This is a genomic window from Chondromyces apiculatus DSM 436, assembly GCF_000601485.1.
In the GTDB taxonomy this organism is placed as follows: Bacteria; Myxococcota_A; Polyangia; order Polyangiales; family Polyangiaceae; genus Chondromyces; species Chondromyces apiculatus.
This window is the reverse complement of sequence record NZ_ASRX01000069.1, coordinates 43,565-59,276: the sequence shown is the minus strand read 5'-3', so window position 1 is coordinate 59,276 and position 15,712 is coordinate 43,565. Positions and strand designations below refer to the sequence as shown.

At 71.8% G+C, this 15,712-nt stretch carries 9 protein-coding genes; 2 read left to right on the top strand and 7 right to left on the bottom strand.

Annotated features, from left to right (window positions below):
* Positions 1 to 99: 99 nt before the first annotated feature.
* The 7 genes from CAP_RS34015 to CAP_RS33990 form a co-directional block, all read right to left on the bottom strand.
* Complete coding sequence (locus tag CAP_RS34015) at positions 100 to 2,253, bottom strand: ATP-binding cassette domain-containing protein (protein WP_044248520.1); 2,154 nt, start codon at positions 2,251 to 2,253, stop codon at positions 100 to 102.
* On the bottom strand, positions 2,246 to 4,996 hold the full coding sequence (locus tag CAP_RS46155) for an ATP-binding cassette domain-containing protein (RefSeq protein ID WP_052376497.1): 2,751 nt from the start codon (positions 4,994 to 4,996) through the stop codon (positions 2,246 to 2,248). The genes CAP_RS34015 and CAP_RS46155 overlap by 8 nt, the downstream gene beginning before the upstream one ends.
* Positions 4,993 to 6,900 carry a YcaO-like family protein gene (locus tag CAP_RS34005; protein ID WP_044248518.1) on the bottom strand — a complete coding sequence of 636 codons (1,908 nt, stop codon included), beginning with the start codon at positions 6,898 to 6,900 and terminating at the stop codon, positions 4,993 to 4,995. The genes CAP_RS46155 and CAP_RS34005 overlap by 4 nt, the downstream gene beginning before the upstream one ends.
* Positions 6,897 to 8,063, bottom strand: a complete 1,167-nt coding sequence (locus CAP_RS34000; protein WP_044248516.1) for an HlyD family secretion protein — start codon at positions 8,061 to 8,063, stop codon at positions 6,897 to 6,899. Before CAP_RS34000 ends, CAP_RS34005 begins: the two co-directional genes overlap by 4 nt.
* A gap of 1 nt (position 8,064) precedes the next feature.
* Positions 8,065 to 9,264, bottom strand: a complete 1,200-nt coding sequence (locus tag CAP_RS33995; protein WP_044248513.1) for a JmjC domain-containing protein — start codon at positions 9,262 to 9,264, stop codon at positions 8,065 to 8,067.
* Between the two features lie 81 nt (positions 9,265 to 9,345).
* The gene (locus CAP_RS55310) at positions 9,346 to 9,477 is read right to left on the bottom strand and encodes a hypothetical protein (protein WP_269324877.1); all 132 of its coding nucleotides are present in this window, start codon (positions 9,475 to 9,477) and stop codon (positions 9,346 to 9,348) included.
* Between the two features lie 285 nt (positions 9,478 to 9,762).
* Positions 9,763 to 12,159, bottom strand: coding sequence for a carbohydrate binding domain-containing protein (locus CAP_RS33990; protein ID WP_156041388.1), 2,397 nt, complete (start codon positions 12,157 to 12,159; stop codon positions 9,763 to 9,765).
* Positions 12,160 to 12,697: 538 nt separating this feature from the next.
* Between CAP_RS33990 and CAP_RS46150 the strand changes: the two genes are divergently transcribed.
* Entirely contained in the window at positions 12,698 to 13,942 is a 1,245-nt protein-coding gene (locus CAP_RS46150) for a matrixin family metalloprotease (RefSeq protein ID WP_052376496.1), read from the top strand.
* A gap of 25 nt (positions 13,943 to 13,967) precedes the next feature.
* The gene (locus tag CAP_RS33980) at positions 13,968 to 15,701 is read left to right on the top strand and encodes an alpha/beta hydrolase (protein WP_044248510.1); all 1,734 of its coding nucleotides are present in this window, start codon (positions 13,968 to 13,970) and stop codon (positions 15,699 to 15,701) included.
* The last annotated feature ends 11 nt before the right edge of the window (positions 15,702 to 15,712 follow it).

Here is a 15,712-nt window from a genome sequence, read left to right as displayed (position 1 = left end):
CAATGAGCCGATCGCCCAGCGCATCTCGCACCATGTACCCAGGGTAGCACCCTGGACCGACGCAGCGGATGGTGAGAACCCTCGGCCAGAGCAGGCCTCTCAAGGGTGAGCCACGATCACCAGGGTGCCGGCGCGGCGCTCCACGCAGCGCATCACGACGAGGAGGGTCTCGGGATCCAGGGCGGCGAAGCTCTCGTCGAAGATGGACACGCTGGCAGAGCGCAGGAGGGTGCGGGCGATGAAGATGCGGCTGCGCTCGCCGTGCGAGAGGCGCCAGCCAGACTCGCCCACCACCTCTTGCAGGCCGAGGGGCATGGCGTCGAGGAGAGGGCCGAGGCCCAGCTCGCGGCAGAGGGTCTCGGCAAGCTCCAGGTCGCGAGGCGAGGTGGGCCACCTGCGGGACATGAGCAGGTTGAAGGCGAGCGTGTCGGAGAAGAGGAAGTTCTCGTGAAACTGAGGGCAGTAGGCGACCGCGCGGCGCCACTCGGCGAAGGGCAGGCTGCGGCGATCGGTGCCGCCGTGGAGCAGGACGCCGCGCTCGGGGAGGCGCAGGCCGGCCATGAGGCTCGCGAACGTGGACTTTCCTCCGCCCGAGGGGCCTTCGAGGAGGAGCCGATCGCCGACCTCGATCCGCAGGCTGACGCCGTCGAGGGCGGGCGCGGTGCGGCCGGCGTAGCGGAACACGACGTCGACGAGATCGAGGGCGCTCGGGGCAGCCGCGCCCTCGAGGCTCAGGTGGGCATCGCCCCTGCGCGGGTCGAGGCGCGCGTCGAGGCTCACGAGAGGGCGGATCTTCTCCCAGGCGACGATGGCCGCGCCGATCCTCCGGAGCGCGCCGAGGAGATCGCTGAGCGACGAGAAGGCCACCAGCAGGCCAGCGACGAGGAAGAGGTCCTCGGAGATGGCGTGGGCGCCGGTCCTCACGGCGGTGACGATGAGCAGGGCGAGGCCACCCAGCATGAAGACGCTGGGGATGCTGGAGCTCGCGGTCGACACGGCGTCCAGGCGCTGGAGCTCGATCGCGTGGGCGTCGAGCGTCACTTCCTCGCGGTCGTGCCAGCGCTCGGGGCGCTGGTGGACGAGGCGCGTCCGGTGACCCACCATGGAGGAGACAAGCTCGCCGGTGACGTCGAGGCGGGTGTCGGTCCAGGCGCGGGTGCGCCGGGTGTACACGACGCCGACGACCGCCAGGACGACGACGGAGAGCACCAGCCAGGCGGTGAGCAGGGGGTGACCGGAGAGCAGGATGAACGCCGCGACAAGCTCGAAGGCGCCCACCACCGCGCTCAGGCCGCCCTGCAGGGTGGCGGCCTCCAGCCGGTCCACGTCGATGGCGCGGGCGAGGAGGGAGCCGGCCCCCTGCTTGCGTGAGTCGTCGATGTCGAGGGAGAGCGCGCCGCGGAACACGGTGCGCCGCAGCCAGAGGCCCAGGCGGGTGGCGAGGTCCCACCGAGGGCTGCCCGAGACGACGTCGAACACGGCCTCGCTCACGAAGGCCAGGGACCACCACACGAGGTCGCCGCCCGAGAGGGTGTCGCGCTCGACGGCGGCGGCGAGGATGGACCACTTGAGGAAGGTGAACGCGGTCGCGGCGAGGCGCGCCGCGAGGAAGGCGGTGCCCGCCGAGAGCACACCGGCGCGGGAGAGCTGGGCGCGGAGGTCGCCGCTCGTGCTGCGCAGCAGCCAGCACTGGCCGACGCGCAGGTCGGAGCTTGCCTCGGAGCGGAGGAGCCTGTCGACGGCGCGCTCCCTCGCGCCGCCAGCGTCGCAGCCGATCTCGCCGAGCATGGACTCCACGCCCCGGATCCAGGCGTCGAGGGGGCGGGAGAGCGCGCGCCGCACGAGCGCGTCGGGAAGCTCGTGCTCGACGCCTGCAGCGTCCATGGCGAAGAGCGAGCCCTTGCCGCGGCGGGTGACGAGGAGGAACCGCTCGCGGGTGGCCGCGTCCAGGTTGAGGAGGCCCGGCGCGCACCTGGCGAGGAGCGCGTCGAGTTCGGGGTACGCGGCGTCCGCCTCGATGGCCTCCTGGTCGAGGAGCGACGCGGCGCGGCTCAGCCAGACGTCGAAGGCATCAGGTTCCGGGGGAGGGTCGCGCAAGAGCGCGAGCGCCGGGGAAGGGGGGCGGGCGCGGAGTGTCGCTGCCAGGTGCGCGAACGCGGCGGGCAGCTCGCAGCGCGTCACCGCGGCTCGATCCAGCGAGGGCTCGACGGCGCGCGCCAGCGGCAGATCCAGGGCAGCGCCCGGGCTACTCACAGGTCAGCGAGCCTCCGTCGAGGCGGGCGCGCCTGAAGCGGGGCGCGCGCCACACCGCCTCGTGGACGCGCTCCTCGGCGGCGAGGAGCTGCGCGAAGCGGCTCCCGGCGCGGGCGGCGAGCGCGCGCGGGTCGCCGTCCTCGACGAGGACGCCGTCGTGCACCACGAGGACGCGGGAGAACGAGAGGGTCTCGGCGACGTCGTGGGTGATGCAGAGCAGCGTGGCGCGCGCGCAGCGGGCACGGACGCGGCGGAGCAGCTCCTCGCGGTGGCCGCGGTCGAGGCCGCGGAAGGGCTCGTCGAGGAGCACGAGGGAGGGGTCGCGGCGCCCGAGCGCGCGGGCCAGGCGGAGACGCTGTCCCTGGCCTCCGGATACGCTGGAGCCGGCCTCGCCCACGGGGGTCTCCATGCCGTGGGGCAGGTGGCGCAGCAGCTCGATCAGGTCGGCGGCGTGGATGGCCGCCGACAGCTCCTGCTGCTCCTCCGGCGAGAGCCCGTAGGTCACGTTGCGCATCACGGTGTCGTCCCAGAGGTGGACCGCCGGGTCGACCCACACGGTCCGCTGCCGCAGGAGCGAGAAGCGTCGGGCATCCATGGGCGCGCCGTCGACGAGGAGCGCGCCGCGCGCTGGCAGGTGAAGGCCGAGGAGAAGCGCGGCGAGGGTCGACTTGCCGGCGCCCGAGGCGCCCACCACGGCGACGTGCTCGCCCGGGGCGATGTCGAGGGAGGGGACGCGGAGCATCGCCTTGCCACGCTCGGCGACCTCGACGCCCTGGAGGGAGAGCGACGCGGCCCTCCGGAAGGCGTCGGGCTCGGCGGATGCGAGCACGGAGGGCTCGGCTTCCCGGGCGCGCAGAGGCTCCAGGATGCGCATGACCGAGGTCTTCACGGCCGGCAGGTCGAGCCAGGTCTGGACGAGGTGCCGCACCGACCCGAAGGCGCGCATCAGCCAGAAGGCGACGACGGCTGCGTGCAGGGCGCTGCCCGTGGCGAGCCACGCCTCGCGCACGATGGCGATGGTGCCGGCGACCGTGAAGAGGGACTGGGCAGCGTAGAGGCCGAGGCTCCAGCGCCGGAGGCCGCCCATGGCGCGCGCCCACTCGACGAGCACCGACTCGTGCTGCGACGCGATGGCGCGCTCGGCGCCGTGGGTGCGGAGGGGCACGCGGCCGAGCAAGGCGTCGAGGAAGTACCGCGCCATGGACGCGCCGTGGGATCGCACGCGGGCCTCACGCTCCGCGAGGCGGCCGCCCGTGAGGACCACGGAGACCGCGGTGGTCACGAGCAGCGCCCCGGCGATGAGGCCATAGCGCACGTCGAGGAGGGTCAGCATGCCGAGCACGAGGGCCACGCCGGCGAGCTGGAGGATGACCTCGAACACGAGCCCTGGAAGCGCCTGGACGAGGTGGATCTGGTGGGCGCGCTCGGCGAGATCCGAGGCGAGGCGGGTCTTGAAGTACCTGTCGCCGAGGCGGGGGATCTTCCGCGCGAGCGCCACGCGGAAGCGCATCTCGAGGACGCGCCCGAGGTGACGGAGCCCGGACACGGCGGCCGTCTCGAGGCCCACGAGGGCGATGATGAAGGTGCCCATCACGGCGAGGGCCGAGAGCCTCTGGCGCGGCACGCTCAGCGCCGAGAGGATGCCGACCGAGGAGCTGATGACGAAGGCTTCGAGGAACACGACGGCGCCGAGCAGGAGCGCGAGGGAGGCGAGCCAGAGCGCCCTCCGCTGCGCGACGTGACCGAGCAGGTCCCAGAGCACGCGGGCGGCTCCTGGGCGTGGCGCCGAGGCGAGGGCGAGCCACCTGAGACGCTCGGTGTCGCGCTGCTCTCCGACGCCAGAGTTGCCAGAGTCGCCAGAGCCGCCGGAGTCGCCAGAGCCGCCGGAGTCGCCGTCGCTCCCCGCGCTCCCGCAGCGCGCGGCGCCCGCGAGGGGGCGCACCGGGCCGATCCTCCTCAGGATCACCGCCCCGCGCAGGGTGGCCGTGCCTTCCGCCTCGTCCACGCGGGCGTAGCGGAAGGCGCGGGGGACGGGCTCCATCGCCGCTTCGCTGTGCGCGAGGCGGCGGATGAGCGCGAGCAGGCGCTCCGGCGAGGTGCGGGGGGCCGCCGACGAGAGGGCCAGCACGAAGCGGGTGGCCGCGTCGAGCCGCGCGAGCGTTGCCGCGGAAGGGTCGCGCAGCGCCTCCGCGAGGAGGGATTCTCCCGCGGGGCCGAGCGCGAGGCGGCGCATCCGCGCGCGCAGGGGGACGAGCACGAGGTCGCTCCTGGAGAGCTCGTGCCAGACGCCGAGATCGAGGGTGTGCTCGTGCGTGCTGCAGACGGCGCGCAGCTCGTCGGCGCTCATCCACGCGCGCCCGTCGTCCGGATCCATGACCTGTGCGAGGCCGACGCGCCTGCCCCAGAAGACGGCGAAGTGCTGGTTCCCGTTCGAGAGGCGGCGCACGAAGAGGCAGGGGCTGAAGAGCTGCCAGTGCTCGACCAGGGTGTCGGTCGGGAGCACGAGCTGGCCGAGGGGGCAGCCCAGGTCCGCGGCCACCTGTTCGAGGTCGTCGATGGAGGTGCCGTCGACGTCGGTGCGGCACAGGTCGCGGAGGTGGCCGTAGTCCACGTCGATGCCGAGGCCAGCGAGCAGGCAACTCAGCGCTGCAGGGCCGCAGTCCATGGCCGAGGCCTGGAGCACCTCCGGCGCGAGCCAGGGGATGGACGGGGGGGTGTCCTCGGCGGGCACGGCCTGGCTCACACGGGGACCGGGTGCTTGAACGCCGCGCCGAGGAGCTTCGCGCCGCCCGCGCTGATCGAGGGGCAGGCGTGGCACGTGGCGCCGGGGATGAGGACGCGCACGGCGCTCATGTCCACCGCGGGGCTCGGGAGGTCCTTCACCAGGAGCGCGCCGACTCCTGCGAGCACGCGCGCGTGAAGCGCGGCCTCGTCGGGCAGATCCACGAGGCGGTCCGGGCGCGTGGAGCGCCGGAGGTAGGCGCAGAGCTCGGCGATGACCTCGGGCTTCGCCCACGCGACGTAGCCGTCGTCCGTGGGCCCCGAGGGGCCTTGCTGGGCGACGAGCGCGAACTGCTCACGGAGCTGCACCGCTTCGAGCAGCGCCTTCACCGCCGCCGTGGCCCAGGTGTACCCGGAGCCAGCGCCACGGCTCATGGCGGTCCCCGCGGCGTCGAGCAAGAAGGCGTGGACGATGGGCAGCGCGCGCGCGTCGGGGTAGCGGAGCAGCCAGAAGGAGAAGCCGAGGCGTTCGAGGGCGCCGGCGAGATCGCGCAGGTCGCCGCGGCGGGGGGCGTCGGGCACGTCGTCGAGGGCGAGGCACTGCGCCGGGCGCTGGTGGAGGAAGGCCGGATAGAAGCTGTCCCGCTCCAGGGTCTCGAGAGCGCCGCGGAGCACCGCGCCGCGGCGGTCCGGGTACGCGGCGAGCCCGCAGCTCGTGGTGCCGGTGCTCGCGGAGGAGGGATGGGTGGGTCCGTAGGATTCGTGGAGGAGGGTGGCCGGGACCCGGACGACACGGCCCGAGACCTCGTCGCGGACCTGGGTCATCTCGACAGGCGGCTCACCCTGCGCGAGGTACGCCTCCCACGCGGGGGCGAACGGGTGGAAGGCCCTCAGGGGCAGCTCTTCGGTCGTGGGGGGCGCCTCGCCCGCGCGGACCTCGCGGCTGCCGAGGAACGCGGAGAAGCGCTCGACGGCCTCGCCGACGCCCGTGATGCGCGCTTCCTCGGGCGACGTCCCCTTGCCGAAGTTGCCCTCCAGGTAGGCATCCCCGCCGGCCGGAGAGCGGCAGGAGGCAACCCACACCGCGTCGACCTCCACGGCGCGCTCGACGCGCAGGTCCGCGAGCATGCCCTTCGACCAGGTCTGCGACGAGCACAGCACGTCGAGGGTCACCGGGGCGCGGGCGAGGGTCGTCCAGAGGCTCACCTGGCGCATGCCGCCGAGGAGGACGCAGCTCCCCGCCGGCGCGGACAGCGCGCGCTGCGCCGCGCGGGCGACGCCCGACACGTCATCGCGGATGGCCGAGATCAGGGTCACGGGCCACCCGTCGGTGAAGCCCATACGCCAGAGATCCCTGGCAGCTCCCCAGCCGTGCGTCGCCTCCAGGTAGTCGTCGAGGTCACGGGGCGCGCGCAGGACGGGGCCGAGGTGCACCCCCTCGCTGCCCTCGCCGTACCACAGGACCTCGGCGCCGCGCGAGAGCAGCGCGCGCGCGAGGTCAGGGCTCCGGGGCTCGATGGCCTGGAGGAGGATCACCAGCGCGCCGCGCGCTGCGTCGGGAAGCTCGGTCGTGACACGCCAGGCGCTCCCTGGAATCTGCGCGGAGAGCGCGCGCGCGAGCGCCTCTCCCTCGTCCTCGAACGCACCAGCGACGATGGTGCCGGGCCGCGCGCCTGGCGCCGGAGCCTCCCTCCCTCCAGCGCGCGGCGGCGGCAGCGCGGCCTCGGAGACGAGAGAGAGCGCGCGCGCGCTTGTGGGCTCGGCGAAGCCCAGGACGACCAGCTCGTCCCAGGCGCGCGCGGAGAGGGCATCGAGATCTGCCGTGGAGAGCTGCAGCACGCCGAGGCGCGGCCCGAGCACGAAGGTGCCGTCCGGCCCGGTGCGGGTGACGGTCCAGGGAGCGAGGCGCCGCTTCGGGTGGGTCATCGCCTTGCCTCGGGCCGTGACAGGCCCGCGTAGGCCCTCCCCGCGAGCCGGAGGGCGAGCTCGAAGGGTGAGGTGCGCGCGACATCGATCTCGACGACCCCGGTCTGCCCGTGGGCGAGCGCCTTCGCGTCGGCGTCGCGGCTCTCCAGCTCGACGCGGAGCCTGCCCTCGCGGGACACCTCGCCGACGCTGGTCACGGTGAGCGAGACGCTGGCGCGCGCGTCGGTCACGGCGCTGTCGAGGCGCATCACCGCCGCCTGGCCTGGGTGCACGATGCCCGCGGCGTCGGACTCGGCGAGCTCGGCGACGACCCGGAGCGCGCCTCCGGGGACAAGGGTGCCGAGCCGCTGCGCCGCGGTCACGTAATCGCCCGGCGGAGCGGAGACGATGTCGCCGAGCACGCCCGAGGTGGGCGCGCGGACCACGTGGAGGGTGACCTCGCGTTCCAGGCGGGCGATGGCGGCGTCCTTGAGCTTGAGCTGGCCATCGAGATCGACCACCTCGCGCAGCAGCTCCTGGGTGTGCGCGGCCCCCCCCCGGTGGGCCACCTGGACCTCGGCCGCGGCGCGCCGGGCCTCGGCGGCCTGCACCGCGAGGCTCGCCGCGCGCTCGGCGTGGCTCATCTCCCGCTCCAGGAGCGTGAGCTTCGGCAGCAGCGAAGCGTCATTCAAGGTGCGCACGCGGGACAGCTCGTCGTCGCTCAGCGAGAGGAGCTGCGCCGCGGCGCTCTCGTGGGCGCTCGCCGTCCTCGCGTTCGCCCTGGCCACCACCACGCTCGCCTGGGTGAGGGCCCTCTCCAGATCGAGCGCCGCGCGCGCCGCGTCGAGCGCCGTCACCACGACGTCGCGCCGGACGCGCTCCTCGGAGAGCTGGAGGCGCGCCGAGGTGGCGTCCAGCTCGACGAGCACGTCGCCCTCCGCCACGCTGCGGCCGAGGGCGAGATCGCTGCGCGCGACGCGGCCTGCCACCTCGGCGACGACGGGCCGCGGCCAGCGCGTCGACTCCACCCGCGCCGAGGCGCTTGCCCGGAACACCGCGACCTCGCCGCGGAAGAACCAGGCGCTCCACCCCGCCATGAGCGCGAGGGACAGGAGGAGGCCCGCGTGGCGCCCCCGGCCGCGCGGCTCGATGGACTCCAGGCACCGCTCGAACGCCGCAGGCAAGCTACCTCCCTCCCGCCGCCTCGGCGTCCACCGTCACCAGGACGCCGCTCTCCAGGAAGGCCCCGAGGATCGACTGTACGTCGATCCTCTGCAGGCCGGTCGCCGAGGCGAGGAGGTCGCGATCCCCGAAGGGCCTGTCCCTGGAAGCCATCCATCGGCAGAGCGAGACCAGCTCCGCCGGGATCTCGATGTCGGTACGTCCGAGCCGCGGGTCCGTCACCGCCACCTGCCAGCCGGTCTCCTTCCCGGCGCCGACGGCGCGCACCTCCACCGCCGCTGCGCCACGCTGGTAGCTGCGCCTCGGGCCCGGCAGGAGCGCCGGGGTGAGGCTGTCGAACAGCGCCGCGGGCGCGAACTCCGGTCCGTCGAGCGCGCGCTTCGCCTCGGCGAGCAGCGCCTCCAGCTCCGCCCGCGAGGCGGCACCCTGATCGAGAAGCGGGCGCCTCCAGCGCGCCAGCTTGTGCAGCTCTCTCGTGAGCTGCCTGGTGAGGGTCTGGGCATACGACGAGAACTGCAGGTCGAAGGTGACGGCGAGCGAGTCGGCGTGGGACCTCGTCGCGTGCATGTAGCCCCGCGGCAGGAAAAGCACCGAGCCAGGGGTCATCTCGACCTCCCTGGCGTCCTCGGGCATCCCTGGCGGGAGCGCGCCCTCGTGGTACTCGGCGATCATGTTCGCCGCCGTGCCGCTCACGTGGTTGTGGAGGGGCTGCTCGATGACCGACTGGGGGGCGACCCACCAGCGCTTGCTCCCCCGGAGCTGCACGCTGAAGGCGGGATCGGTATCGAAGTGGGGCAGCACGCGGCCTCCCACCGTCGACGCGAACAGGCTGCACGTGGCGCTCCCCACCGGGATCCCCAGCCCTTGCTCGAGCCCGCGGAGGACCGGCTCGAGCCCCGGGACCCACCGCTCCACCTTGTTGAACTGGAGGAGGGCACCGCGGTCGTAGTGGTCGAGGGTGTCGGGGGCGCGCAGGAGCTTGCCGTACGTGCGCTGCTCGAGCGCATCTTCGTCGGGGAGCCACACGCTCACCGGATCGTTGAACCCCTGCACCAGGGTCCGCACGTCATTCAGCTCGGGCAGGCTCGCTATCGCCTCGAACCTGTCGAGCTGCCCGTGATGCACGAAGAAAGTATCGGGGAACCCCCCGAGAAACTCCTCGCTCGTCATCGGTTGAACGAGCGCCGCGAGCACCGAATCCATGCCGACTCCTTGAGGTATCTTCCATGAATGAGAGCGAAAGAGGGAGGCGCCACAGGGGCCCCGTGTGGCGCCTCCCGGTCACTAGGTGGCGGCGTAGCGGTTGCTGCCCTGCCCTGCGCGGATCGCGGTCTTGATCACGACCTTGCGCACCTCGGGCTCATCCTGCTTCGTCTCCTTGACGCTCTCGTTCGATTGCGCGTTTTTCTTGTCCACGTCGATCCTCCTCGGCAATGGTCCATGGCTCACTCACCCACCACGGGTGAAGCGACATCGACCGTAGCGACTGCCGCAGGCGTGCCAGAAGCTGCAATGTTGCCCGACGATCTCGTTGTCCGTGCGTCTCGACGCGCCGCTCCGCCGGTCAAACCCGCGTACCACGCCGTGTGTCGGCCCGATTCACGGATCCATGATGCAATGGCGGAATGTTTCGTGGTGGCGCGTTTCAGGGGCGGACCCGGGCGCTGGCGGCTCCCCCAGGCCGCCACGCGCCTCCCTCGCTCACTGCAATTCGAGGTAGTCGACCGAGTAGATCCAGCCGTTCGGGTGCGTCACCCCGGCCAGGCAGAGCGTCCCCGTGCCGCTCGTGGAGAGCGCCGTGGAGAGGTCGGTGAGCTGAGGGCTGCTCCATCCACCCGTTGCGGTGCCGAGGCTCAGCGTGCCGAGCGTGGCGCCGTTGAACTTGAGCTGCGCCTGGCCTCCCGAGTAAGGCGCACCCACGTGCACGCGCGCCAGGGTGCGGCCGGTCAGGTCGACGTTGCTCCAGCAGATGGTGTCGCCTCCCTCGAAGCCCACGACCTTGCCGCCACTGTCGCCGCCCGCCTCCGCGAAGCAGCCGTTCAGGGTAGCGCTCTCGGCCTCCAGCCGGAGCGGCGTCGCGCCTCCGCCACCCGAGCCGCCGGCGCCGCCCGAGCCGCCCGCACCACCGCTGCCGCTCGTGCTGCTCGTGCTGCTCGTGCTGCTCGTGCTGCTCGTCGAGCCGCCGCTACCCGGCACGCACTGCCCCCAGGAGCCGCAGGTGAGCCCCGCCCCGCAGGCCCCGCACGACCCTCCGCACCCGTCGCTCCCGCACAGCTTGCCGGTGCACTCCGGCTGGCAGGCGTAGCTGGAGGTGGTGAGGATCATGTTGTCGAGGAAGAGCTGCGCGCCGTTGTAGCTTGTCGCGCCGTTCGTCCCGAGGTCGATCTCGAACTTGTAGGCGCCCGACGCGCTCGGCGTGAAGCCCGGACCGGTGCAGGTCGTCCAGGCCGTGCCCACGTTGCAGGTGAAGTTCGCGATCGCCGTCCAGGGGCTCGCTGCCTGCACGATCTTGAGCGGCACCGTCAGAGGCGCGGCCGCCCTGAGATCGACCTTCCACGAGTAGGTCGTCCCGGCCTGCAGCGCGAAGCCCTCCTGCCGCACCTGCACGCTGTGCTGCGCCCACCCGCTGTTGTCGACGCGCACCCACTGCACGTAGCCGTGCGCGCCGCCCTCGTTGATGACCTCCGTCAGCCCGGTGCCGCCGTCGAAGAACACGTCGCTGCGGTGGTACGTGAAGTCCTCGTTGAACCCGCAGTTGCGGATGAGGTTGTCGGGGGTGCCATTGCCATTCACGTCCTGGCACGCCGCCCGCTGCGCCTGAGGATACCCCGAGCTGCGGTGATACCAGCGCACGTAATCGACCTCGAGCTTTGCCTTGTCGCCGTGGTTCGCCCAGTCGATGTTGATGCATTGCGACGGCGTCTCCCCGCGCGCCGCCCAGCCCGAGCACCCCAGCTCGCCGCCCACGGCGAGATTCATGATGAGGTACATCGGCTGCCGGAACTCGGTGGCCCCATCGCCGATGGTGAACGTACCGACCGGGGTACCGCCGCTCTGCGGGAGCGCGTCCAGGTACACCTTGAAGCCGGTGTCGTCCCACAGGAAGCCCCAGGTGTGCCACTGGTGGTAATCGATGGTGCGACCATCCCAGACGGCCCTCGCCCCGTCCACCGTGCCGTCGCACTTGGCGTCGCCTCCGTTGGGCCAGGCGCTGCACGCATTCGGCTGCCAGCCACCAGGCGCCGCCGCGGACTCCCCCGCTTCGGGCATCTCCCGCCAGAGCACGTTGTAGCCCATCGCCTTGTTCCCGGGGAACAGCGCGGGGTCCTCGGCAATCTGGGTGTACTCCATGATGTCGATCTCGCCGGTCATGGGCCAGCCGACGCTGTCGTCACGCCCCCCGCTGGCGCGCGCGCTGTTCGCCCCGAGCATCCAGATCGCCGGCCACATCCCGTGGGGCGGAACGGCCCCGGCAGGGAGATCGGCGAACGGCATGCGTGCCCGGAACTCCACGTACCCGTAGCGCATCTCCACCTTCTCGTCGGAGCTGATGCGCCCCGAAGTGTACTGCATCCCGTTCGCAGGGGCGTTCGCCGCCCCCTCGAAGGGCGCGCACTCGTCGTGGTCCCACACCCCGTTCGTGTTCTGATCGTAGAGGCACCAGCCGCTGCTGCAGGACCCTCCTGCCCCGCACTCGCTGCTCGCCGCGCACTGCTTCCACACCACGCAGTCGAGCTTCTCCTGGCGCGCGCGGATGGTCAGCTTCCCGTTCTCGACGCAGTAGTTCCAGTTGGTCGGGTGGTCGGGGCACTCCCGGTTGGTGTACGCCTGGCTCTCGTAGTTGACGCCCAGGTTCTCCTTGCGCCACTTGCCGGCATTGAGGAACGACTTCGGTTGACCGCCATTCAGGTTGCCGCCGAAATCGTCCTCCCAGGTCAGCGCGAACGCCTGCCCCCCGATGGTGAGCGCCGCGTTGCCATACGACTCCAGCCCGTCCACGGCCCAGCCGATTCCGTCGACCGACGCCTCGTCGCCCTCCATACTGCCGGCGTGACAGCCGTAGACCATCGTGCCGAATGCGGCGACCCCGAACCACATCGAGGCATGTCCAAAAATGCGCCCTCTTTGAATCAAGTACACCTCCTTTGAAAACGCATCTTATGGTCGACGCAACCCTCTGTCGCCAGCGCAATGACGGCGCGCACATCCTGACGCGCGACCTTCCGTGTGCGCTCCGTGGAATGTTCGGCGAGCCGCGCACCGCCATGGCCAGGACGTCGCGCACCGTCCCACAGGCGTGCTGTGCGTCAGCGCAGGTCACCAGACGTCGGCGGACCTCCGCGCACGTCGGCAGCTCTCGGGGGCCCTCCGTGAACCTGGGTGTTCGCAACGTCTCCGCGCAAAAACGACCGCGTCGCACCAACACATCGACGAAGCATCATTTGATGACACGCACACGGTTCAGGGTGATACCAGGACACGCTGAAGGGTGCGCGATGCGGTCGCGCTCTTTGCCTCTCTGCGTTCCAGCGCCGAGATCACGTCCATGCACGAGTCACGAGGTCGCACCATGGTGGGGATTGCCACTCGCAGGTCACGTTGGTTTCTGGCAGCGTTCACGGGCGGTCTGCTCGCAATGGCAAGCTGTACCGTCGACGGAGACGAGGAGCCGACGGGCCCCGTCGGCGCACCCGAGCAGGACGACGATCAGGCCGGGGGTGACCAGAGCCAGGCCGGAGCCGACACGCTGGCGCCGCTTCAACGCGATGACCGGGGCCCCGAGGTGCGTGCCCTCCACGACTACCTGCGGGCGTTCGGCTATTTCCCCAACCCGGAGCTTCACGAATTCGCGGGGTGGCGGCCCGTGTTCGACCAGGATTCCGCCGACCCCGAGCTGTTCGACGACGTCCTGGAGCAGGCCCTCGTCCTTTACCAGCGCGCCCACGGCCTCCCTGACGACGGCACGGCCAACGCGGAGACGCTCGCCCTCATGGCCAGGCCCCGCTGCGGCTTCCCCGACTATTACGCGGGCTCCCACGCCTTCGAGCATGGCGGCGTCTCGAATTACGTGGCGTCTGGCTACAAGTGGAACAAGAACGCCCTGACCTACTCGTTCCTCAACTACACGGGCGACCTGCCCGTCGCCAATATCCAGGCGGACATTCGCAACTCCCTCAACCGCTGGGCCGCGGTGACCCCCCTGAGCTTCACCGCCGTCGGCTCGGGTGGTGACGTCCAGATCGGCTTCTACCAGGGCGATCACGGCGATGGGAACCCCTTCGATGGGGCTTATGGCGTCCTCGCCCATGCGTTCTATCCCACCCACGGCGGCACCCATTTCGACGACGCGGAGAACTGGACCCAGAACGGCTCGGGCATCGATTTCGCCACCGTCGCGCTCCACGAGTTCGGACACACCATCGGCCTGAACCACTCGGCCGACGCGAACGCGGTGATGTACGCCAGCTACTCCGTCATTCGCCGCGATCTGACCACGGACGACATCCTCGGAGCGCAGGCAATCTACGGCCAGAAAGACATCGGTTGGTCTTACGATGGGCCGATCCCCGGGCGGTACTGCACCCTCTTCGGCGAGGGGGCAGATCCCCACTACTGGAACGACAACTACCTCTGCTCCGTGAACAACTACGGCTTCCAGTGGAGCTCCGCCGGCCCCATCGCCGGCATGCGGTGCACCCAGGTCCACGAGGGCTCCGAGCCCGCCGCGCACACCTGGAACGACAACTACGTGTGCGTACCGAACAACAGCCCCCTGCAGCTCTCCTGGTCCTCGGCGGGACCCATCGCCGGCAAGACCTGCACCCAGATCTACGAGCCGGGGGACCCCCACACCTGGTTCGACAACTACCTCTGCTACTGACCCTCGCGCGCTACAAGGGAGGTCCATGCACCGACCTCTCTCCCTCGCCGCCTCGCTCCTCGCGCTCGCCCCCCTCGTGTCCCTCGCCGCCTGCGAGGACGACGGCTCGTCCTCCACCTCCACCCCTGACACCACCTCCCCCACCTCCAGCGTCGGAGGCAGCGGAGGCGCTGGTGGGGGCGCTGGCGGCAGTGGCGCCGAGGGCGGCGCTGGCGGTTCTGGCGGCGAGGGCGGCCAGAGCGCCCCCATCGTCTGGGGACCGTGCCCCGAGAGCTACGTGGACGCCGAGTGCGCCACGGTCCCCATGCCGCTCGACCACGACCACCCCGAGGGCGCCACCATCGACATCTTCGTCGCCCGCCGCCTCTCGGGGCAGCCCGACGCGCCCCAGCTCTGGATGCTCGAAGGTGGCCCTGGCAGCTCCGGCGAGGCCTTCTTCTACGGCGCCGTCGACCGCTTCGCCGCCCTCATGCCCGGCGTCGACCTCTACGTCCCCGACCACCGCGGCACCGGCCGCTCCGGCCACCTCGCCTGCGACGGCGAGGACCCTGCCTCCCCTGGCGGCAACCTCATCGTCGCCGAGGAGTGGCCCGCCTGCGCCGCGCAGGTGGCCACGGAGCGCGCGGCCGACCTCCCCTTCCTCGACGTCACCAGCGCCGCCCGCGACCTCGGCGCCCTCATCGCGCGCGCGAGCGCCCCGGACCAGCCCGTGCTCCTCTACGGCCTCTCCTACGGCAGCTACCTCGCCCTGCGCTACCTCCACCTCTTCCCGGAGCGCCTGAACGCCGTCGTCCTGGAAGGCGTCGTCTCGCCCGGAGAGCTCTTCGTCTCGCAGCTCGACCAGGTCAACGACCTGCCCGCCCAGGCGTACGCCGCCCTGTGCGCCGCCGACCCCACCTGCAGCAGCAAGCTCGGCCCCGACCCCTGGGCCCGCCTCGGCGCCATCGCCGCCATGCTCGACGCGGGCCACTGCGCCGCCGCCGGCATCGATCGCCGCATGCTGCGCGAGATCATGGCCGGCCTGTTCATGGGCTGGCGCACCCGCCTCGTCTCCCTCGCCCTCCCCTACCGCCTGGAGCGCTGTGCCGCCGAGGACCTCGTCGCCATCGAGCACTTCAAGACCCTCTGGTTCGAGCCCTACGACCTCACCGGCTTCTCCCAGGCCCTCGAGGTGCACATCGACGTCTCCGAGCTGTGGGAGGACCCCGCCCCGAGCGCCGCGGAGCTCGAAGCCCGCGCCGACGCCGCCATCTACAGCCCGAACTGGGCGGAGACGCGCCGCGACGTCTACCCGCTCTGGCCGAAGTACCCCGCCGATGGGTACACCCTCACCTGGCCCGAGACCGACGTGCCGATGCTGATGCTCAACGGCACCCTCGACTCCCAGACCCACCTCACCCAGGCCGAGATCGCCGCCTCCCACTTCAACGGCCCACACCAGACCTTCGTGGCGGTCCCCAACGCGCCCCACGTGGTCTCGGCCCAGTCCCCCACCACCCTGGGCGACAACGTCCCCTGCGGGACGCGGATCATCGCGAACTTCCTGCTCGCCCCCGCGTCCCCCGTCGACACCTCCTGCATCGCAGCGCTCCGCCCCCTGGAATTCGAGGACGCGACCCGCGCTGCCGTCTACTTCGGCACCGGCAGCGTCTGGGAGAACGTCCCCCTCTCCGCGAGCGCCGCCCCGACCGCCGCTTCGACCGCCGCTCCCACCGCGCCCCCCCTGCGCCGCGCCTGGCACGACGACGCCCAGCGCTGACGCCCCGCCCC

What these genes read in the sequence shown, in the direction of transcription:
- CAP_RS34005 (WP_044248518.1), bottom strand. Translation starts at nt 6,900, where the DNA reads ATGACCCACCCGAAGCGGCGCCTCGCTCCCTGGACCGTCACCCGCACC.
- CAP_RS33995 (WP_044248513.1), bottom strand. Translation starts at nt 9,264, where the DNA reads ATGGATTCGGTGCTCGCGGCGCTCGTTCAACCGATGACGAGCGAGGAG.
- CAP_RS33990 (WP_156041388.1), bottom strand. Translation starts at nt 12,159, where the DNA reads ATGTGGTTCGGGGTCGCCGCATTCGGCACGATGGTCTACGGCTGTCAC.
- CAP_RS46150 (WP_052376496.1), top strand. Translation starts at nt 12,698, where the DNA reads ATGGCAAGCTGTACCGTCGACGGAGACGAGGAGCCGACGGGCCCCGTC.
- CAP_RS33980 (WP_044248510.1), top strand. Translation starts at nt 13,968, where the DNA reads ATGCACCGACCTCTCTCCCTCGCCGCCTCGCTCCTCGCGCTCGCCCCC.